The 20,139-nt window shown below is 71.1% G+C and carries 20 protein-coding genes; 15 read left to right on the top strand and 5 right to left on the bottom strand.

What is annotated here, in order from left to right; genetic code table 11:
* Positions 1–59: 59 nt before the first annotated feature.
* Entirely contained in the window at positions 60–1,523 is a 1,464-nt protein-coding gene (locus tag CI785_RS11705; protein ID WP_276308027.1) for a peptide MFS transporter, read from the bottom strand.
* Complete coding sequence (locus CI785_RS11710; protein WP_105032279.1) at positions 1,524–2,963, bottom strand: amidase; 1,440 nt, start codon at positions 2,961–2,963, stop codon at positions 1,524–1,526. It abuts the gene before it with no gap.
* Between the two features lie 145 nt (positions 2,964–3,108).
* Between CI785_RS11710 and CI785_RS11715 the strand changes: the two genes are divergently transcribed.
* The 4 genes from CI785_RS11715 (at position 3,109) to CI785_RS11730 (ending at position 5,905) form a co-directional block, all read left to right on the top strand.
* A complete protein-coding gene (locus CI785_RS11715; RefSeq protein ID WP_105032280.1) occupies positions 3,109–3,435 on the top strand; it encodes a rhodanese-like domain-containing protein in 327 nt (108 codons plus the stop codon).
* The gene (pheA, locus tag CI785_RS11720) at positions 3,432–4,436 is read left to right on the top strand and encodes a prephenate dehydratase (RefSeq protein WP_105032281.1); all 1,005 of its coding nucleotides are present in this window, start codon (positions 3,432–3,434) and stop codon (positions 4,434–4,436) included. The genes CI785_RS11715 and pheA overlap by 4 nt, the downstream gene beginning before the upstream one ends.
* A 41-nt stretch (positions 4,437–4,477) precedes the next feature.
* Entirely contained in the window at positions 4,478–5,452 is a 975-nt protein-coding gene (locus tag CI785_RS11725; RefSeq protein ID WP_105032282.1) for a DNA topoisomerase IB, read from the top strand.
* 87 nt (positions 5,453–5,539) lie between these two features.
* A complete protein-coding gene (locus tag CI785_RS11730; RefSeq protein ID WP_105032283.1) occupies positions 5,540–5,905 on the top strand; it encodes a hypothetical protein in 366 nt (121 codons plus the stop codon).
* 18 nt (positions 5,906–5,923) lie between these two features.
* Here CI785_RS11730 and CI785_RS11735 read toward each other — a convergent pair whose 3' ends face one another.
* Positions 5,924–7,069, bottom strand: coding sequence for a diacylglycerol/lipid kinase family protein (locus CI785_RS11735; RefSeq protein ID WP_105032284.1), 1,146 nt, complete (start codon positions 7,067–7,069; stop codon positions 5,924–5,926).
* 68 nt (positions 7,070–7,137) lie between these two features.
* On the opposite strand from CI785_RS11735, the gene serS reads away from it, so the two are divergent.
* Complete coding sequence (gene serS / locus CI785_RS11740; RefSeq protein WP_105032285.1) at positions 7,138–8,427, top strand: serine--tRNA ligase; 1,290 nt, start codon at positions 7,138–7,140, stop codon at positions 8,425–8,427.
* A 32-nt stretch (positions 8,428–8,459) separates the two neighbouring features.
* Positions 8,460–9,296 (top strand): HAD family hydrolase, encoded by an 837-nt coding sequence (locus tag CI785_RS11745; protein WP_105032286.1) that lies wholly within the window; start codon positions 8,460–8,462, stop codon positions 9,294–9,296.
* Between the two features lie 47 nt (positions 9,297–9,343).
* On the opposite strand, the gene CI785_RS11750 is transcribed toward CI785_RS11745, so the two are convergent.
* Together CI785_RS11750 and CI785_RS11755 are read right to left on the bottom strand one after the other, a co-directional pair.
* A complete protein-coding gene (locus tag CI785_RS11750) occupies positions 9,344–9,973 on the bottom strand; it encodes a hypothetical protein (RefSeq protein WP_105032287.1) in 630 nt (209 codons plus the stop codon).
* Between the two features lie 172 nt (positions 9,974–10,145).
* Positions 10,146–10,712, bottom strand: coding sequence for an inorganic diphosphatase (locus tag CI785_RS11755; protein WP_105032288.1), 567 nt, complete (start codon positions 10,710–10,712; stop codon positions 10,146–10,148).
* A 176-nt stretch (positions 10,713–10,888) separates the two neighbouring features.
* Between CI785_RS11755 and dacB the strand changes: the two genes are divergently transcribed.
* From dacB to folK, 9 genes are all read left to right on the top strand, one after another.
* Positions 10,889–12,325 (top strand): D-alanyl-D-alanine carboxypeptidase/D-alanyl-D-alanine endopeptidase, encoded by a 1,437-nt coding sequence (dacB, locus tag CI785_RS11760; protein WP_240615171.1) that lies wholly within the window; start codon positions 10,889–10,891, stop codon positions 12,323–12,325.
* A 176-nt stretch (positions 12,326–12,501) separates the two neighbouring features.
* Positions 12,502–13,641 carry a zinc-dependent metalloprotease gene (locus CI785_RS11765; protein WP_105032289.1) on the top strand — a complete coding sequence of 380 codons (1,140 nt, stop codon included), beginning with the start codon at positions 12,502–12,504 and terminating at the stop codon, positions 13,639–13,641.
* On the top strand, positions 13,634–14,854 hold the full coding sequence (gene tilS / locus CI785_RS11770; protein ID WP_105032290.1) for a tRNA lysidine(34) synthetase TilS: 1,221 nt from the start codon (positions 13,634–13,636) through the stop codon (positions 14,852–14,854). The genes CI785_RS11765 and tilS overlap by 8 nt, the downstream gene beginning before the upstream one ends.
* A gap of 3 nt (positions 14,855–14,857) precedes the next feature.
* Positions 14,858–15,409, top strand: a complete 552-nt coding sequence (hpt, locus tag CI785_RS11775; protein ID WP_105032291.1) for a hypoxanthine phosphoribosyltransferase — start codon at positions 14,858–14,860, stop codon at positions 15,407–15,409.
* A gap of 176 nt (positions 15,410–15,585) precedes the next feature.
* Entirely contained in the window at positions 15,586–17,640 is a 2,055-nt protein-coding gene (ftsH, locus tag CI785_RS11780) for an ATP-dependent zinc metalloprotease FtsH (protein ID WP_105032292.1), read from the top strand.
* 64 nt (positions 17,641–17,704) lie between these two features.
* A complete protein-coding gene (gene folE / locus CI785_RS11785; protein ID WP_205753620.1) occupies positions 17,705–18,322 on the top strand; it encodes a GTP cyclohydrolase I FolE in 618 nt (205 codons plus the stop codon).
* Between the two features lie 10 nt (positions 18,323–18,332).
* Positions 18,333–19,244 (top strand): dihydropteroate synthase, encoded by a 912-nt coding sequence (gene folP / locus CI785_RS11790; protein WP_105032294.1) that lies wholly within the window; start codon positions 18,333–18,335, stop codon positions 19,242–19,244.
* Entirely contained in the window at positions 19,241–19,648 is a 408-nt protein-coding gene (gene folB / locus CI785_RS11795; protein ID WP_105032295.1) for a dihydroneopterin aldolase, read from the top strand. The genes folP and folB overlap by 4 nt, the downstream gene beginning before the upstream one ends.
* Positions 19,645–20,139 carry a 2-amino-4-hydroxy-6-hydroxymethyldihydropteridine diphosphokinase gene (gene folK / locus CI785_RS11800; protein ID WP_105032296.1) on the top strand — a complete coding sequence of 165 codons (495 nt, stop codon included), beginning with the start codon at positions 19,645–19,647 and terminating at the stop codon, positions 20,137–20,139. The genes folB and folK overlap by 4 nt, the downstream gene beginning before the upstream one ends.

The following is a 20,139-nucleotide window of genomic DNA, read 5'->3' on the forward strand; positions in this document are numbered from 1 at the left end:
CAACAGGGCCCGCCCCGGGGTGCCGGGCGGGCCCTGCCGTGTGCGGTACGGGGGTGTTGCTACCGGACCCCGCTCATGGCCTTCCGGATGGCCGGGGCGCCCGCGATGAGGGCACCGCCGAGGACGATCGCGGTGATACCGCTGAACGCGAAGTACGGCACCTCGTTCGCCTCGGAGTAGAAGCCGGCGAGGAGCCCGGAGACGGTGGTGCCGAGCGAGATGGAGAGGAAGAACAGGGCCAGCATCTGGGTGCGGAAGGCCTCCGGTGCCAGCTTGGTGGTCACGGACAGGCCGATGGGGGAGATGAACAGCTCGGCCCAGGTGAACAGCAGCAGGATCGCGGCCAGGCCGATCAGCGGCGTGCTGTTCGGCCCGCCCCCGGCGAAGGGGATGAACGCGAGGAAGGCGAGGCCCATCACGATCAGGCCGAAGGAGAACTTCAGGGGCGACGACGGCTGGCGGCTGCCCAGGCGCGTCCAGACGGTGGCGAAGACGCCCGCGAAGACGATGATGAAGATCGGGTTGATCGACTGCACCATGCCCGGGGGCATCTCCCAGCCGAAGAGGTTCCGGTCGAGCCGGCTCTCCGAGTACAGCGCGACGACCGTGAACTGCTGCTGGAACAGCGACCAGAAGGCGGCGCTGGCGATGAACAGCGGCATGAAGGAGTAGACGCGGCGCCGTTCCACGGGCGTGACCTTGCTGCTGGTCAGGATGACGGCGAAGTAGGCGATGGTCGCCACGATCGCGGTGTAGGCCATGACGTTGGCCAGGTTCCCGGCGTCGAGCAGGCCCGTGGCGAGGACCACGCCGACGATCACCACGAAGGCCGCTGCGATGCCGATCCAGCGCGGATAGGCGGTGCGGGGCAGGGGGTTCTCGACCTCGTGGGCGGCGTCGGGGAGGTTCTTGCGGGTGAGGCCGTACTGCACGAGCCCCGCGGCCATCCCGATGGCGGCCAGGCCGAAGCCCACGTGGAAGCCGTAGGTGTCCCACGCGAGGTTGGTGAGCAGCGGACCCACGAGGGCGCCGATGTTGATGCCCATGTAGAAGATGGAGAAGCCCGCATCGCGGCGCTCGTCGCCGGGAGCGTAGAGCGTGCCGACGAGGGACGAGGCGTTGGCCTTCAGGCCGCCCGAACCGATCCCGACCAGCACGAGGCCGATCGTGAGGCCCACCACGCCCGGCAGCAGTGCCAGGGCGATGTGGCCGCACATGATGATGATCGCGGAGTAGAACAGCACGCGCTCGGACCCGAGGACGCGGTCGGCGAGCCAGGCGCCGAGGATGGTCGAGAGGTACACGCCCCCGCCGTAGGCTCCGACGAGCCCGGCCGCCGTGGTCCCGTCGAACGCGAGGCCGCCCTCGGCCACGGAGTAGGTCATGTAGTACAGCAGCAGCGCCTGCATGCCGTAGAACGAGAACCGCTCCCACAGTTCCACGCTGAAGAGGTTCGCCAGCATTCGCGGGTGACCGAGGAACGTCTTCCCGCCGGCGGCGGGGGTCTGCTTGGTGGTGCTCACTTACTCCATGGTGCCGCTCGGGTGGGAGAAGCGCAAAACATCGGGCCGCTGCAGGAGGGCCTCGATCTGCGCGGTCGCCGCGAGTAGCTGGGCCTCCTCGCCGGGACGGCCGATGAGCTGCACGCTCATGGACAGGCCGTCCGGGAGGAGCAGTGTGGGCACGGTCACGGCGGGCAGGCCGCACACGTTCACCATGGAGGTGTACGGCGAGTACAGGCACTGCCGGAGGTAGTCGGTGTCGCCGTCGGCGTCGGTGTACCAGCCGATCGGGCGGGGCGTCATGGCCACCGCGGGGGTCAGGACCATGTCGTAGCGGGAGTACTGCTCGATCGTGTCCTGCTCGAACTGCCGCAGCACCTCGACGGCACCGGCGAGCTGTGCGGCGGTCCGGCCCATGGCGCGGCGACGCAGCACGCGCGTGATGTCCGTCAGCCGGTCCTCGCGGTCCTCGGGGATGGGCGCCGCGGCGAGTCCCGCGGTCCAGACGAGCTGGAAGGCGTCGTGGTAGCGGGCGTCGTAGCGCAGGTCCGCGTCCACGACGTCGTGGCCGGCCCGCTGCAGCACCTCGATCCCGGCCGAGAACGCGTCGGTCGCGGCACTGTCCAGGCTGATGTCCATCGCGGCGGCGAACGGGGAGGCCGTGCTGACACCGATGCGGAAGCGGCCCTCGCCGCGCAGGGCCGCCTCGGTGAAGGACCCGGGATATCGGGAGGCGGCACTCGTGGGCCGGTAGTTGGGCTCGCGCACCAGGGCGTCGAGGAGCAGCCCGGCGTCCACGGCCGAGTGGGCCAGGGGGCCGGCGACCACGAACTGCCCGAGGTCAGCCTGCCCGGAGCCGGAGGGCACGCGTCCCCGGTTCGGCTTCAGCCCCACCAGCCCGGTGGCGGCGGCGGGGATGCGGATGGATCCGCCGCCGTCGGTCCCGGGCGCGAACGGGATCATCCGGGCGGCCACCGCGGCCGCGCTGCCGCCCGAGGAGCCGGCAGGGCTGAGGCGCGGGTCGAGGGGGTTGCGGGCCGGGGGCGCTATGCGGTTCTCGCTGTAGCAGCTCAGCCCGAACTCCGGGACCTGGGTCTTGCCGAGGCTGATGGCACCGGAGCGCCGCAGCACCGCGGCCAGGGGTGCATCCTTCTCGGCGACGGCGTGATCCAGCGCGGCCGTGCCGAGCGTGGTCCTCACGCCCGCCACGTCGGTGAGGTCCTTGTGCGCCAGCGGCACGCCGTGCAGCGGACCGAGGGCCACCCCGGAGGCGCGCAGGCGGTCGGCATGGTCGGCGGCCCGCAGGGCGTCGTCGTGCGTGACGGTGATGAACGAGCCGAGTTCCGGGTTCATCGCGTCGATCCGCCGGAGGAAGTGCTCCGTGACCTCGCGCGCACCGACGGCCCCGCGCGCCAGCGCGTCCCGGAGGGTGAGTGCTGAGAGTTCGTGCAGTTCACTCATGGGGCTCCAGTCGGCAGCGGGCTGTCGCCGGCTCATCGCGCCTCAGGCCCTGACGGGACGACAAGGACAACTATAGGAGCCCGGTGCGCGCTGCCCGACGTGGTGGTGATGGCGGTGCCACGCCGGACCGTGAAAAGGTAGGCGCATGAGTGAACCCCAGAACGTCCCGGTGACCGCCGTGCCCAGTGATGCGCGGATCCTCGATGTCCGCGAGGACTACGAGTGGGAGGCCGGCCACGCCGACGGCGCCGTGCACATCCCGCTCGACCAGCTCCCCGCACGGCTCGAGGAGCTGGACCCGGACGAGGACCTGCACGTCATCTGCCGGTCCGGCGGACGGTCCCAGCGTGCTGCCGAGTGGCTCGAGGGCAACGGCTACACGGCCATCAACGTGAGCGGGGGCATGGGAGCCTGGCTCGAGGCCGGCAAGCCGATGGTGTCCGAGACGGGCGCCGAGCCCACCGTCCTGTGACCGGTCCGTCCCGTTCCTCCTTCGCCTACCTGGGACCGGAGGGCACCTTCACCGAGGCCGCCCTCCTGCAGGTGCCCGGCGCCGCAGCTGCCCGCCGCGTCCCGTCGTCGACCGTCGGCGCAGCGCTCGAGGCCGTCCGTGCCGGAGACGTGGACGCCGCGATGGTGCCCATCGAGAACTCCGTGGAGGGCGGTGTGAGCGCCACGCTCGACGCCATCGCCGTCGGAGAGCCGCTGCGCATCCTGCGCGAGGAACTCGTGCCCATCACCTTCGTGCTCGCGGCGCGGCCGGGGGCGTCGCTCGACGGCGTCCGACGCATCGCCACGCACGGCCACGCCTGGGCACAGTGCCGGACCTGGGTCGATGCCCATGTGCCGGACGCGGAATACCTCCCCGCGTCCTCCACCGCGGCCGCCGCCTACGGGCTGGCCGACGGGCAGGCCCACGACGATGGCCATGACGCCCTCCGGGCTGCCGGGTACGACGCCGCGATCTGTTCCCCGCTCGTGGCCGAGCGCCTCGGGTTGGCCGTCCTGGCCCTGGACATCGGGGACGTCACGGACGCCGTCACGCGGTTCATCCTCGTGGGCAGGCCGGATGCCGTGCCGCCGCGCACGGGGGCGGACAAGACCACGCTCGTGATCCCGCTGCCCGAGGACCACCCCGGAGCCCTGATGCAGATCCTGGACCAGTTCGCCGCGCGGGGGGTGAACCTCAGCCGCATCGAGTCGCGCCCCACGGGCCAGTTCCTCGGCGACTACTTCTTCAGCGTCGATGCCGACGGCCATGTCGAGGACGCCCGTGTCGCCGACGCGCTGAAGGGACTGCACCGCATCAGTCCCGGGCTGCGGTTCCTCGGGTCCTATGCCCGGGCCGACCGCCGCTCACCGGCCGTCGAACGCCACACCTCCGACGACGCCTTCGGGGCCGCCGACGCGTGGCTCGCAAGCATCCTCGGTCCTGCGGCGGATGCCCCACCGGCAAGACGTAAAGCACAGTAGGCTTACTATCGAAGGTCCTCCTACTGAAGGCTGGTTCCACGATGGCTCGATTGCGCCGCAGCAACACGCGCAGGCCCGGCATCACCCGACGCCGCCACGGCAAGGGTTTCAGCTACCGGGCGCCGAACGGCGAACTGCTGCAGGACCGCGACGAGATCGGGCGCATCCGCGACCTCGTGATCCCGCCGGCGTGGAAGGACGTGTGGATCGCGCCCTATCCCAACGGGCACGTGCAGGCCATCGGGACGGACGACGCCGGGCGGCGCCAGTACATGTACCACCCGGCCTGGCGCGAGCAGAAGGACCGCGAGAAGTTCGACCGCGCGCTGGACTTCGGTGCCAAGCTCCCGAGCGCCCGCCGTGCCATCACCCAGCACCTGCGCAGCGACGGCCTCTCGAGGGAGCGCGCCTTCGCCGCGGCACTGCGGATCGTGGACTCCGGCGCACTGAGGATCGGCTCCGCCCAGTACGCGGAGGCCAACGGGTCCTTCGGCGTCACGACGCTCCTCGTGGAGCACTGCAGCATCGACGGGCACACGGTCGCGTTCGACTTCCCCGGCAAGAGCGGGCAGCACTGGGACACCGTGCTGGAGGACGAGGACCTCGCTGATGCGCTGCGTCCCATGCTGGAACGCGAGGACGCCGACACCGTGCTCGCCTACCAGAGCGACGACGGCAAGTGGCACCACGTGGACGGCTCGCTCCTCAACGAGTTCCTCCGGCAGGTCACCGGCGGGCCGTTCACGGCCAAGGACTTCAGGACCTGGCAGGCCACCGTCGTCGCCGCGATGGCCCTCGCCAAGGAGGACATCAAGGCGACGAGCCGGACGGCCCGCCAGAAAGCCGTCAGCGCCACCATGAAGGCCGTCGCCGACCACCTCGGCAACACCCCCACCGTGGCCCGGAGCTCCTACGTGGACCCCCGGCTCGTCGACAGGTTCATGAGCGGCGAGGTCATCCCGATCACCACCTACTCGGCCTCCGAGAAGGCCGTGCAGGAGCTCCTGCGCGACTGAACCCGCACATTTCCAACCACCCCGTTCGTCAGTACGCTGGCAGCGGGCGCCCATCAAGGAGCGCATCCTTCGACGAAAGGCAGAATCATGACCGAGAAGGCTCATGGAGGACACATCGTCAACCCCGACGAGGGCGACGTCAACCGCAACGAGGGCGACGGCTCGACGTCGGACCCGAACTGGCGGGGCGACCTCGGCGACCAGGGCAACGACGTGCGCTTCGCCGAGGAGCAGGCCCTCATCAACCAGCAGGCCGGCCGCGCCGACCGCACGCAGGACGACATCGATGCGGCCGAGGAGGACGGCACCTACACGAGCGCCGAGCCCGTCGGCGGCTCCGGCGGCTACACCTCCGCGCAGGATCCTGCGGAGGAGGGCGAGTACACCGACATGGACAAGCCCGTCGTGGACGAGCCGGAGGGCCAGGGCGGGTACACCGACACCGACCGCTAGGACGGGCCGGATGCTGCGCTAGGAACGGCGCAGCATCCGCCGCTGCCAGGTCCGGAGTGCCTGCAGGCGGGGCCCTGCCGCCTCCGAAGGGAACGCGGACGGTCCCGGCGCCGCCGCCGGCACCCGCACCGTCAGCGCGTGGGGGTCCACGCGGGCCGTCATCGTGGTGACGGACCCCGAGGGGTCACCGTCGAGCTGCGTGGCGATCGGGTCACCGGACCACATGGTGACCTCCCGGGCACGGTAGTAGCTGATGACGGGGATACCCCCGCGGTGCCGCAGGAGGATCTTCGCGGCCATCCACGTCCAGCCGAGGAGACTGCGCGGGCTGAGCACCACGACGTCGAGGTAGCCGTCGTCGATCACCGCATCCGGCACGAAGTCCACGCCCGCCGGCAGTTTCCCGCAGTTCGCCACGAGCAGGCTGCGGACTTTGCGGCTCTGGGGCGGCTGGCCGTCCAGGCTGATGGAGATCCGGCGCCGGCGGCCGGGCAGGTGCCGGACGCCCGCCTCGCTGTAGGCGAGCCACCCGAACTTCTCCTTGAGGTCCTGTTTCGCGTCGGTCATCACGCTGGCGTCGAAGCCCACGCCGCCCATCACCAGGAACGGGTGCTCGGCGGTGACCTGCGTGCGGTCGTTGCGCAGGCTGATCCGCGCCATGTCGATCCGGCGCTCGTGGCCATGCAGCGCGAGGCGGAGGCAGCCGGCCACATCGTTGTAGGGCAGGCCGAGGTTGCGCACCAGCAGGTTCCCGGTGCCGAGGGGCAGCAGCCCCAGCGCCGTCGGGCCGTGCGCGAGGACCTGCGCCACGGCGCGCACCGTGCCGTCGCCGCCCGCCGCGAGGACGACGTCGGCCCCGGCCTCGAGCGCCCGGGCGGCCTGGCCCGTCCCCGGGTCCTCGATGGTGGTCTCCAGGACCAGGGGAGGATCCCAGCCTGCGTCCGAGCAGGCCTGTTCCACGAGCGCCCGCGTGGCGGCGGCCTGCAGCTTCGAGGGATTCAGCACCAAGGCGACCCGCTGCGGGCCCTCGGGCACCGGCGTCGGCTCGTGGACTGAGGCGGTGGGGGTGCGGGTCTGCTGGAGCCGCCGGACCGACCAGTAGCTCTGGAGGGACGCGGCGGCGGCGGACGCCGCGGCGGTACCGGCGAGCAGTTTGCGGCGCATGGTCATCCACAATAGCGGGACCGCCCGGCCGGGCAGGCGGGCCCGCGGGCTTGGGTAGTCTTGGGCGTGTGATCGACGTAAACGACCTCCGCCTGAATCCCGAGCAGTTCCGAGCATCGCAGCGCGCCCGCAGGGCGGACGAGTCCCTCGTGGACGCCGTCCTCGCGGCGGACACCCGGCGCCGCGAGTCGGTCACCTCCTACGAGACGCTCCGCGCCGAGCAGAACGCCTTCGGCAAGAGGGTGGCGCAGGCCCGGGGCGAGGAGAAGCAGGCCCTCCTGGCCGAGGTGAAGGAGCTCGCCGCGGCCGTCAAGGCCGCCTCCGCCGGGTCCGAGGAGGCCAAGGCCGAGCAGGAGGCGCTGCTGCGCAAGCTGCCGAACCTCGTGCAGGACGGCGCGCCCGAGGGCGGCGAGGACGACTACGTGGTCGTCAAGACCGTCGGCACCCCACGGGACTTCGCCGCCGAGGGCTTCGAGCCCCGCGACCACCTCGAGATCGGCGAGCTGATCGGCGCCATCGACATGGAGCGCGGCGCGAAGGTCTCCGGATCCCGCTTCTACTTCCTCAAGGGCGTCGGTGCCCGGCTCGAGATCGCGCTGCTGCAGATGGCCATGGACCAGGCGATCACGGCCGGCTTCACCCCCATGATCACCCCCACGCTCGTGCGCCCCGAGACCATGCAGGGCACCGGCTTCGACATCGCCCACGACGCCGAGATCTACCGGCTCGAGGCGGACGACCTCTACCTCGTGGGTACCTCCGAGGTGGCCCTCGCCGGATACCACTCCGACGAGATCATCGACCTCACCGCCGGCCCTGTCCGCTACGCGGGCTGGTCCTCCTGCTACCGCCGGGAAGCGGGCTCGCACGGCAAGGACACCCGCGGCATCATCCGTGTGCACCAGTTCAACAAGGTGGAGATGTTCACGTACACCACCGTCGAGGACGCCGCCGCCGAGCACGAGCGCCTCCTCGCCTGGGAGGAGGAGATGCTCGCGAAGGTCGAACTGCCCTACCGCGTGATCGACACGGCGGCGGGCGACCTCGGGATGTCCGCGGCCCGCAAGTTCGACTGCGAGGCCTGGGTCCCCACGCAGGGCGACTACCGCGAGCTGACCTCGACCTCCAACTGCACCACCTTCCAGGCACGGCGCCTGAACATCCGCGAGCGCCAGGAGGGCGAGGGGCAGAAGGGGACACGCGCCGTCGCCACCCTCAACGGCACGCTCGCGACCACGCGCTGGATCGTGGCGATCCTCGAGCACCACCAGAACGCCGACGGCTCGGTCACGGTGCCGGCGGCGCTGCGTCCTTATCTCAACGGGATGGAAACCTTCCCGGTATCGGTGCCGCGCTAGCAGGGCGTCGGCGGCGTCTGGTTCACTGAGGTATGAGTACCTTGAGCAACGTCGGCACCGACGACCGGCCGGAGAACCGCAAGCACCACCTCATCGCCCTCGACGTCGACGGCACCCTCGTGGACCACGAGGGGTCCATGACGGAGGAGGTCCGTGATTCCGTGCGGGCGGTCATCGAGGCCGGCCACGACGTCATCATCGCCACCGGGCGGTCCCTCGGGGCCACGCTGCCCGTCATCGGACTCCTCGGCATCACCCGGGGGCACGCGGTGTGCTCCAACGGCGGGGTGACGCTCAGGATCGATGCGGACCTGCCCGGAGGCTTCGAGGTCCTCGAGCGCGTCACCTTCGACCCGAGGCCCGCCCTGACCGCGCTGCGCGAACGGCTCCCCTCCGCCAAGTACGCCCTCGAGGACGACCGCGGCAGGTTCCTGTCCACCGAGAGCTTCCAGGACGCGAGCTTCGGCTCCGAGGCGCAGAACGTGGACTTCGAGGAGATGCTCGAGAGCCGCGCCGTGCGCGTGGTCGTCTTCAGCACCGACTCCTCGGCCGAGGAGTTCGGCCACGCCGTCGCGGCGATCGGGCTGCACGGGGTGACCTACTCGGTGGGCTGGACCGCCTGGCTCGACATCGCGGCCGCAGGCGTCACGAAGGCCACGGCCCTGGAGTCCCTCCGCCGGAGCCTCGGGACGGATCCCGGCCTCACCGTGGCGGTCGGCGACGGCCGCAACGACGTCGAGATGCTCCAGTGGGCCGGCCGCGGGGTCGCGATGGGGCAGGCTCCGGAGGAGGTCCGTTCCATCGCCTCCGAGGTCACGGGCAGCGTGCTCGACGACGGCGCGGCGAAGGTGCTGCGCTCGCTGGTCTGACGTCCGGCCCTTCCGGGCCGCGGCCGGCGGCCGGCCGGGGTGATGGTTCAGTACGCGAGGCTCGCCTCGGGGAGCGACGCCGGTCCGTGGGTCAGATCCAGCAGGCGGGCGGCGGCGGGCCGCGTGGCCCACTCCTCGATCCAGTGCGACCGGACGACGGCGCGGCTCACGGCCTGCGTGGTGATGCCGAGTTCCTGGGCCACGTACTTCTGCTGCCCCCGCGCGCCCGGCGTCATGAGGTCGAGCACGGCCCACTCCGCGTCGGTGCGTGTGGAGACGATCTGCCCGAGCAGCCGGAGGACCGCCTCCGCCTCCGCGGCGATCCCGCCGTCGGGCCCCTCGACCGCCAGCGGGACCCGCTCACCTGTCTTGCGTGCCCGGTCCACCGCCCGGCGCGCGTAGACCAGCCCGTAGCCCTGGGCGTCGACGATCCGCTCGGGCACCGGGGGCGTGAGCCCGCCGACGCCGATCCCCACGTGCCAGCGCCGGTAGCGGACGGCGCGCAGCGCGGCGTCGACGGCCGTGGTCGCCGAGCCGACGACGCCCTGCACCTCGTCGCCCACCGAGCGCTGGAACGGGATCACGGTGGGCAGGTGGCGCAGTGCCTTGAGCAGGTCCTCCACGAGGTCGCCCACCTCGCGCGAGTCGCGCTGGTTGATGGTCAGGACGTAGTGCATGGCATCAGTATGGACGCCGGGCCCTGCTTCTCAACTCATTTGCGTTGATATTCCGCGCGCCCGGCAGTCCGTTCCGTGAACCGGAGCGCCGGCTGCCCCCGGATGCACGGGGCTCCCGCCCATCCGTGATGTGCGGGAGCCCGGTGCTGAGCTGCTTGCGGCGCCTCGGGTACTAGCGGCCCTCGGGCGTCTCGGTGGCGTTCTTCGCCTCGACGTCCACGGAACGGCCCTGCGGCTCGTCCTGTGCGCTGCCCTCGCCGACCTCCTTGAAGCGCTTGAGCGACGCCTCGACCTCGGCCTCGGCCTCCTCACGGCCGGCCCACTCGGCGGCTTCCACCCACTTGCCCGGCTCGAGGTCCTTGTACTTCGTGAAGAAGTGCTTGATCTCGTCGAGCAGGAAGTCGGAGACGTCCGACAGGTCCTTGATGTGCTCGAAGCGGGCGTCGACGGGCACGCAGAGGACCTTCGCGTCTCCGCCGCCGTCGTCGGTCATGTTGAAGACGCCGATGGGCCGGGACTCGACCAGGACGCCCGGGATCAGGTCGAAGTCCTGGAGCAGCACGAGCGCGTCCAGCGGGTCGCCGTCCTCGCCGAGCGTGTTCTCGAAGTAGCCGTAGTGCGTGGGGTACTGCATGGACGTGAACAGGACACGGTCGAGGCGCAGCCGGTGGGTGTCGTGGTCGATCTCGTACTTGACGCGTGAGCCCTTCGGGATCTCGATGGTGACGTCGATTCTCATGGCAACTCCTGGGGGTGGGTCTATGGGGGACCGGCTGCGGCCGCGCCCTTCGGGGAGGAGAGCCGCGCCGGTCTACTGTTTAATCGTCAGCCCTAACATATCGGTCGGCCGCCGGTACCCGGGCATTTCCGCCCGGTTTCGGTGCTGCCCCGCGAAACCTCGAGAAAGGACCTCCCGTGCGCGCGCTCCGCCTGCTGACCGGTCTCCTCCTGGTCCTGGTCATGGCGGCCGTCGCGGTGCCCGTCACCACCCACGTCATGCCGCACGTCCTGGCGGCCGTGAACCCGCCGCCTCCGGTGGAACCGCCCGTCGTCCCGGCGCTGCAGGTCCCGCCCACGGCCGTGGCCGTGCCCGACGTCGTCCCCGCGCTCTCACCGTCGGCCCCCGCACCCGCCCCGGCGGTCCTCGGTGCGGAGCTCGACGCAGCCCTGCAGCTTGCGGGTCCGGGCAGCTTCGCGGGCACCGTCGTCGACTCCTCGGACGGCAGCGTCCTGTACACGCGGGACGCCGGGCGCGTGCAGCCCCCGGCGTCGAACATCAAGCTGTTCACCGCCGTCGCCGCCCTGACCTTCGGGCAGCCCGGGGACACGCTGACGACGTCGGTCCTGGCGTCCGAGGCCGAGGCGGGAGATCTCTACCTGCGCGGGGGCGGCGACGTCCTCCTCGGCTCGGGCACCTCCGATCCTGCCGCCGTCGTCGGGCGGGCGGGGCTGGGGACGCTCGCAGCCGACGCCGCTGCGGCCCTCCCCGACGGTTCCGGGCCGTACTCCGTGTACCTGGACGACACCCTGTTCGCCGGCGCGACCCTGAACCCCACCTGGGCGCAGGGGGACATCGAGGCCGGGGAGATCGCCCCGCTGCATCCGCTCGCGGTCAATTCCGCCTGGCTCGAGGAGGGGCGCACCGCCGGGCCACGCTCCCAGGATGCAGCCCTCGACGCGGCGCGTCTCTTCGCGGCGGCCCTCGTCCCCGCCGCGGCGGAGCGAGGCATCACCGTGCTGCCCGAGGTGCAGCGCTCGACGGCGCCCGACGACGCCGAGGCGCTGGCCGCCGTCGAGTCGGCACCGCTGGAGGATCAGGTGCGCCGCATGCTGGAGATCTCCGACAACTACCTGGCCGAGGCACTGGCGCGGATCGCCGCCCTCGACAGCGGGCGCCCGGCGTCCTTCGGAGGGGCCACCGAGGCACTCACCGCCGCGGCCGCCCGCCTCGGCGTCCCTCAGGAGGGGCTTCTCGTCGGGGATGCGGCGGGATTGTCCGTCCGGAACGCCGTCTCGCCGGACCAGCTCGCCACGCTGGTCCGCGGGACCACCACCTCGGGGGAGGAGGGGCTCGCCGCCGTCGCCCGGTCCCTGCCGATCGCCGGTCTGACCGGCACGCTGGCGGCACGCTTCACGCCCGACGCCGGACCGGCCAGGGCCGGCGCGGGCCTCGTGCGGGCGAAGACCGGGACGCTCAACGCCGTCACCGGGCTCTCGGGGCACGTGGTCACGGCCGACGGACGCCTCCTCGTGTTCTCCTTCCTCGCCCTCGGGCTGGAGGGCAACACCGCCGAGGCGCGAGCGGCCGCGGACACTGCAGCCGCCGTGCTCGCGGGCTGCGGCTGCCGGTAGCCGTCCCGGCGCTGCGCCTCCGTGCTCCCTGCGCGCCCGGCACGGCTGTCCGGACCCGTGCCGGTCGCTCCCGTCCGGCGAGCCCCGGTGGCGGACCGCACGGGGCACATCCTGCGCCGTCGCCGCCCTGCCGATCCCTGGGAGCCCTCGTCAGCGGGATGTGATCGAATAGGCCCATGTCCAGGAACGAGTCCGCAGTACCCCGCCCGCAGCTGGTCAACTGGGACATCGCGGCCTCCACCGCCGCGTCCCTGACTCCCGCCGGTCCCACCATGAAACCGGCGGAGATCGCCCGCGCCGTCCAGAACATGCGCGAGCTCGCCGATGCGTCGGTGGGGCACGTCCATGCCATCTCCCGCCTCGACGCCGCCCGCGACCTCCGCGATTCCGAGCTGCTGGTCGTCGACCGCGCCTCCTGGGCGAAGGCGAACTCGCAGAGCTTCCGCACCCTCATGGACCCCGCACTGGACCAGCTCGCGGCCTTGCGCCCCGAGGTCCTGCAGTCCGCGTCGCTGGTCCTCGGCGGCACCGTCACGGGCGCCCAGCTCGGCGCCATCCTCGCATTCCTCTCCAGCAAGGTGCTCGGCCAGTACGACCCGTTCGTGCCCTCGCGCAACGGGCAGGGCGGGCGGCTCATGCTCGTGGCACCGAACATCATCTCGGTGGAGCGCGAACTGAACGTCGACCCCTCCGACTTCCGGCTCTGGGTCTGCCTGCACGAGCAGACGCACCGCGTGCAGTTCGCGGCCGCGCCGTGGTTGAAGGACCACATGACCGGGCACATCGGACAGCTGACGTCCGGGCTGATCGACAAGGCCGACACGCTCTCCGAGCGGCTCGGCGCCGTCGTCAGGAACATCACCGCGGCCAAGGCCCGTGCACGCGGCGAGGGCACGACGGCGGAGGGCGCCCCGCCCCAGAACCTGGGCGTCCTGTCGATCCTTCAGGACCCGGACGACAAGGCCCGCCTGTCCCACCTCACCGCCGTCATGAGCCTGCTCGAGGGCCACGCGAACGTCGTGATGGACGGCGTGGACGGGAGCATCGTCCCGTCCGTCAAGACCATCCGCCGCCGCTTCAACGCCCGCGGCAAGTCCCGCGGTCCGCTCGAGAAGGTCATCCGGCAGCTCATGGGCCTGGACGCGAAGATGCGTCAGTACAGCGACGGCTCGAAGTTCGTGCGGAGGGTCGTCAGCCAGACCGGCATGGACGGCTTCAACGCGGTGTGGGAGTCGGCATCGCACCTGCCCACCGAGCGCGAGATCCACGCTCCCGACGAGTGGATCGACAGGATGAGCCTGCACCGCCATGGGTAGGCGCCCGCGGCTGCTTCCCGCCGTCGGCACCGCACGGAACCTCCTGGTGGCGAGCCTCGAGGGGATCCTCGCCGAACCCGCGCCCAGGAACGGACGCGGCTCCGGCGGGCCGGACGCACCATCCGGCGACACCGCCACGTCGGTCGCGCCGGAAGGACCGGCCCGTGATGCGGCGGGCGCCGCGCCCTCCGAGGCCACCCTCCCGTCCAAGGGGCTTCCTCTCGTGCTGGTGGCCTGCAGCGGCGGCCCGGACTCGCTCGCGCTCGCAGCCGTGGCCGCGCACCTCGCACAGACCGGGCGCTGCCGTGTCGGCGCCGTCGTCGTCGACCACGGGCTCCAGCCCGGCAGTGCCGCGACGGCGGAGTGGGCCGCGGATGCCGCCCGCGGCCTCGGCCTCGACCCCGTCGAGGTGCACCGCGTCGCCGTGGACGGCGACGGGATGGGCCCCGAGGCGGCCGCCCGGAGCGCCCGCTACGCCGCACTCGACGCCGCCGCCGGACGCCTCGAGGCGGCTGCGGTGCTGCTCGGCCACACGCTCGACGACCAGGCGGAACAGGTGCTGCTGGGCCTCGCCCGCGGATCCGGTACGCGTTCCCTCGCAGGGATGCCGGCGCGCCGCGGCTTCTACCTCCGGCCGTTCCTGGAGCTGCGCCGCGCGGACACCGAGGCCATCTGCGACTTCTACCACCTCGACCCCTGGCACGACCCGTCCAACCTCGATCCCGCCTTCGCCCGCTCCCGCGTGCGGGGCGAGGTGCTGCCCTTCCTCGAGGACCGGCTGGGCCCGGGGATCGCCCAGGCCCTGGCGCGGACGGCCCGCATCCTCGGGCAGGACGCGGACCTCCTGGAGGAGCTGAGCGCCGAGGCGTACGCCTCGCTGCGGATCCCGGGCGAGGGCGGCGCGGTGCTCCTCCCGGAGGACGGACTGCGGGGATTGCCCGCGGCCCTGAGGCAGCGCGTCCTCGCCCTCGCCGCCCTCGAGCTCGGGGCGTTCCAGCCGAGTTCCGAGCGGCTCCGAGCCGCGGAGTCGCTGCTGCAGCGCAGGGGATCCGCCGGCCCGGTGCAGCTGGGCGGGAAGGTCAGCGTCCACCGCCAGGTGCGGGGCCGCGCGGTTCTCCGGGGGGAAGCAAGCTATGGCAATCTTGTCCTTAGTAACAATGGCAGCAACGATGGCCCCGGTGTGACGCGCTCACGCCGACCTACCCAGGAGTAATCGGTGGATTCCAACGACGTCCGGTCAGACCTCAAGCACGTCCTCTACACCAAGGAGGAGATCCAGCAGCGGATCAACGAGCTGGCACAGCAGATCGACGCCGACTACCAGGGCCGCGACATCCTCCTGGTGGGTGTCCTGAAGGGCGCCGTGATGGTCATGGCGGACCTCGCCCGCGCCCTGCACTCGCACATCACGATGGACTGGATGGCCGTCTCCTCCTACGGCTCGGGCACGCAGTCCTCGGGTGTCGTGCGGATCCTCAAGGACCTCGAGACGGACCTCATGGGCAAGCACGTGCTGATCGCCGAGGACATTATCGACTCCGGCCTGACCCTGTCGTGGCTCAAGGCGAACCTCCTGTCCCGGGGCCCTGCCTCCGTCGAGATCTGCACGCTCCTGCGGAAGCCGGACGCCGCGAAGGTGGAGATCGACGTCAAGTACGTGGGTTACGACATCCCCAACGAGTTCGTCGTGGGCTACGGCCTCGACTTCGCGGAGAAGTACCGCAACCTCGATTTCATCGGCACGCTCGCACCGCACGTCTACGAATAGGACGCACCCGGCGACGGCCGGGCAGTACGCCTAGAGGGAACTATCGGTCCGATCCGCGCGTGCTCCATCTCGGACGGTGTATATGTTGAGGTGCCCCCGGGGCACCCGCGTGGCAGTGCGCCCGCATACTTTTACTTGCATCAGCAGGAGGGACAGGGCTTGCCGCCCTGAGACGAATGACATTCAAGAACATCTTCAAGGGTCCCGTCTTCTGGATCGTGCTGGCGGTCGTGGCACTCCTCCTGGTCCTCCCGAGTCTCTTCGGCACCAGCACCCGGATCGACACCGACGAGGGTCTGAGGCTCCTGCAGGAGGACAGGGTCGAGCAGGCGAAGATCTACGACGGCGAGCAGCGCGTCGACCTCACCCTGAGCGAGGACTACGAGGACAAGGGCCGCAGCGTCCAGTTCTACTACAGCACCGCGCGCGCCGAGGGCATCGTCGACGCCATCAACGCGTCGGACGTCGACGGCTTCACCGACCAGCCCGCCGAGAGCAACTGGCTGCTCAGCCTCGCCGGCCTCATCTTCCCGATCCTGATCCTCGGCGTCATCTTCTGGTTCCTCCTCAGCCGCATGCAGGGCGGCGGGTCCAAGGTCATGCAGTTCGGCAAGTCCAAGGCCAAGCTGATCTCCAAGGACATGCCCCAGGTGACCTTCAACGACGTCGCCGGTGCGGACGAGGCCGTCGAGGAACTGCTCGAGATCAAGGAGTTCCTGCAGGAACCCGCGAAGTTCCAGGCGCTCGGCGCCAAGATCCCCAAGGGCGTCCTCCTCTACGGCCCTCCCGGGACCGGCAAGACCCTCCTCGCCCGCGCGGTCGCCGGTGAGGCCGGAGTCCCCTTCTACTCCATCTCGGGCTCCGACTTCGTGGAGATGTTCGTCGGCGTCGGTGCGTCCCGCGTCCGTGACCTCTTCGAGCAGGCCAAGAACAACTCTCCCGCCATCATCTTCGTCGACGAGATCGACGCCGTCGGACGCCACCGCGGTGCCGGCGTGGGCGGCGGCAACGACGAGCGCGAGCAGACCCTCAACCAGCTCCTGGTCGAGATGGACGGCTTCGACGCCACCACCAACGTGATCCTCATCGCGGCGACCAACCGCCCCGACGTCCTCGATCCCGCCCTCCTGCGCCCTGGCCGTTTCGACCGCCAGATCGGCGTCGAGGCCCCGGACATGAAGGGGCGCGAACACATCCTCTCCGTGCACTCCAAGGGCAAGCCCATGGCGTCCGGCGTGGACCTCAAGGCCGTGGCGAAGAAGACCCCCGGCTTCACGGGCGCCGACCTCGCGAACGTCCTCAACGAGGCCGCACTCCTCACCGCCCGCTCCAATGCCCAGCTGATCGACGACCGCGCACTGGACGAGGCCATCGACCGCGTCATCGCGGGCCCGCAGAAGCGCAGCCGCGTGATGAAGGAACTCGAGCGGAAGATCACGGCGTACCACGAGGGCGGCCACGCCCTGGTGGCGGCGGCGCTGCGCAACACGGACCCCGTCACGAAGATCACGATCCTTCCGCGCGGACGCGCCCTGGGCTACACCATGGTCATGCCGAGCGACGACAAGTACTCGGTGACGAGGAACGAGCTGCTCGACCAGCTGGCCTACGCCATGGGAGGACGGGTGGCCGAGGAGATCGTCTTCCACGACCCGTCCACCGGCGCCTCGAACGACATCGAGAAGGCCACCGGGACCGCGCGCAAGATGGTCACGCAGTACGGCATGAGCGAGCGCATCGGCGCCGTGAAGCTCGGACAGGGCGCCGGCGAGCCGTTCCTCGGACGTGACATGGGCAGCGACCGCGACTACTCCGACCAGATCGCCCTCGTGGTCGACGAGGAGGTGCGCCGCCTCATCGACAACGCGCACGACGAGGCCTACCAGATCCTCACGGAGAACCGCGACGTGCTCGACCGCATCGCCCTGGAACTGCTGGAGCGCGAGACGCTCAACCAGGCCGAGATCGCCGAGGTCTTCTCGGCGATCCGGCAGCGCGAGCTGCGCGAGGTGTGGCTGTCCAAGCAGACCCGCCCCGTGCACTCGCTGCCTCCGGTCACGTCACCGAAGGAACGCGCCGAGGCGCTCGAGAGCGGCAGGCCCGCGCCCGAGTCCGTGGCCCCGCAGGACCAGATCGCGGACGCGAACCTGCCCGGTGACTTCGACGTGCACGGCTCGGAGCTCCCCTCACCCGCATCGGGCGAAGGCCACCGGGAGGCCGGGGACAGCTAGTCCCGCAGTGTCCACCGCCGGCCAGAGGGCTGGCGGCCAGTGCCGATGAAGGGGGAGACGACCCGTGACAGATTTCGACGACGAAGTGGTGGATGCCGCCTTGGTCGCCACAGGATCCCCCGTGGACCAGCCCCGCATCCGGCGGGCGGTCCGGGAGATCCTCGCGGCGATCGGTGAGGATCCCGACCGTGACGGCCTGCTGGAGACCCCGAAGCGGGTCGCGAAGGCGTACGCGGAGATGTTCGCCGGTCTCCACCAGGACGCCGGGGAGGTCCTCTCCACCTCCTTCGACCTGGACCACCAGGAACTGGTCCTGGTCAAGGACATCCCGTTCTACTCCACCTGCGAGCACCACCTGGTCCCGTTCCACGGGGCCGCCCACGTCGGGTACATCCCCTCGGTGGACGGTCGCGTGACGGGCCTGAGCAAGCTGGCACGGCTCGTGGAGGTGTACGCCCGCCGCCCCCAGGTCCAGGAGCGGCTGACGACGCAGATCGTCGATGCGATGATGGAACACCTGAAGCCCAAGGGCGCGATCGTCGTCATCGAGTGCGAACACATGTGCATGTCGATGCGCGGGGTGCGGAAGCCCGGCGCGAAGACCGTCACGTCCGCCGTGCGCGGACAGATTCGCGAGACGGCTACGCGCGCCGAGGCCATGAGCCTCATACTCGGAAGGTAGGACCACCCTGATGGATTCTCTCGCAGCAGCGCCCGGGACAGGGCCGGCGACCTCGCCACTCCCCGTCATCCGGCCCGTCCGTACACCCAGGACCGTCCATGACCTTCCCGCGGACCGCGCCGTCGTCCTGGGCATCCTGAACGTCACGCCCGATTCCTTCAGTGACGGCGGCAGATACGCGACCACCGACGACGCCATCGGCCACGGCCTGCGGATGCACTACGGCGGCGCCGACGTCATCGACGTCGGCGGCGAGTCCACCCGTCCCAACGCCCGGCAGGTCCCCGTGGAGGAGGAGCTCACCCGCGTGCTCCCCGTGGTCGCGGCGCTCGTGAAGGCCGGTGCCCTCGTGAGCATCGACACGATGCACGCCGAGACGGCGCGGCAGGCACTCGACGCCGGGGCCGCGATCGTCAACGACATCTCGGGAGCCGAGTTCGACCCCGCCATGCCGGCCCTCGTCGCCGAACGCGGCGTCCCGTACATCCTCACCCACCGCCGCGGGACCGCGGCCACCATGGACGCGCTGGCCGACTACGACGACGTCGTCGCCGAGGTGGCGGCCGAGCTCGCCGCCCTGCGGGACCGCTTCGTCGAGGCCGGCGTCGCGGCGGACCGGATCATCCTCGATCCGGGACTGGGCTTCGCGAAGACCGACGAGCACAACTGGGAGATCCTCCGCAACCTCGACGCCTTCACGGGGATGGGCCACCGCGTGCTCGTCGGCGCCTCGCGGAAGAGGTTCCTGGGAACCCTGCTGACCTCCGCCGGGAAGGTCGCCGCGCCCGGCGAGCGCGGTTACGCGTCGCTCGCCGTCGCGACCCTGGCCGCCGCCGCCGGCGCCTGGGGCGTGCGCGTCCACGACCCCGCCGCTACCCTCGACGCCGTCAAGGTCGCCGCGGCCGCCGGTCCTCGGCCGTGACCGTCCAGGCCGCCCCCGTCCGCCCCGGCTCCCCGTCGGGGGACCTCGACGCCGTGGTGCTGAAAGGCATCACCGCCACCGGGTACCACGGTGTCTTCGACCACGAGCGCCGCGACGGGCAGCCGTTCGTCGTCGACGTCGTCCTCCACCTCGACCTGCGGCCGGCCGGTACCAGCGACGACCTCACCCGGACCGCCCACTACGGCGAGCTCGCCCTCATGGTGCACCGGATCATCGAGGGCGAGCCGTTCAGCCTCATCGAGGCCCTCGCCGAGACCATCGCGGCGTCGGTCCTCGCGTCCTTCCCGGTGGCGGCCGTGGACGTCACCGTCCACAAGCCGCAGGCGCCGATCGAGGTGCTGTTCGGCGACGTGGCCGTGACCCTGCGCCGGAGCCGGGCATGAGCAGCACCGTCCGGTCGGTGCTCGCCCTCGGCAGCAACCTCGGCGCCAGCAACGACACCCTGGCGCTGGCCGTCGCCGACCTCGTGGAGTCCGACCACGTGCGCCTGCACGCGGTCTCACCCGTGGTGCGGACCAAGCCGGTGGGCGGCCCGGAGCAGCCCGACTACCTCAACATGGTGATCGAGGTGGAGACGGACCTCGGTCCGTACGAGCTCCTCGCGCACTGCCAGGCCGTCGAGGACAGCCACCTCCGCAGGCGCACCGTCCGCTGGGGCCCCCGGACGCTCGACGTCGACATCATCACCTACGGTGCCTGGACGTCCGACGACGAGAAGCTCATCATCCCGCACCCCCGCGCGGCGTCCCGTGCCTTCGTCCTGCAGCCCTGGGCGTGGATGGACGCGGGGGCACGCCTGGACGGCCGGTCCGTCGCGGAGCTCGCGGCCGACGCCGAGGACCTTGCGGGCCTGGTGCCCTTCGAGGGAGTCTAG

Source organism: Arthrobacter ruber (genome assembly GCF_002954225.1).
Classification (GTDB): Bacteria; Actinomycetota; Actinomycetes; order Actinomycetales; family Micrococcaceae; genus Arthrobacter_D; species Arthrobacter_D ruber.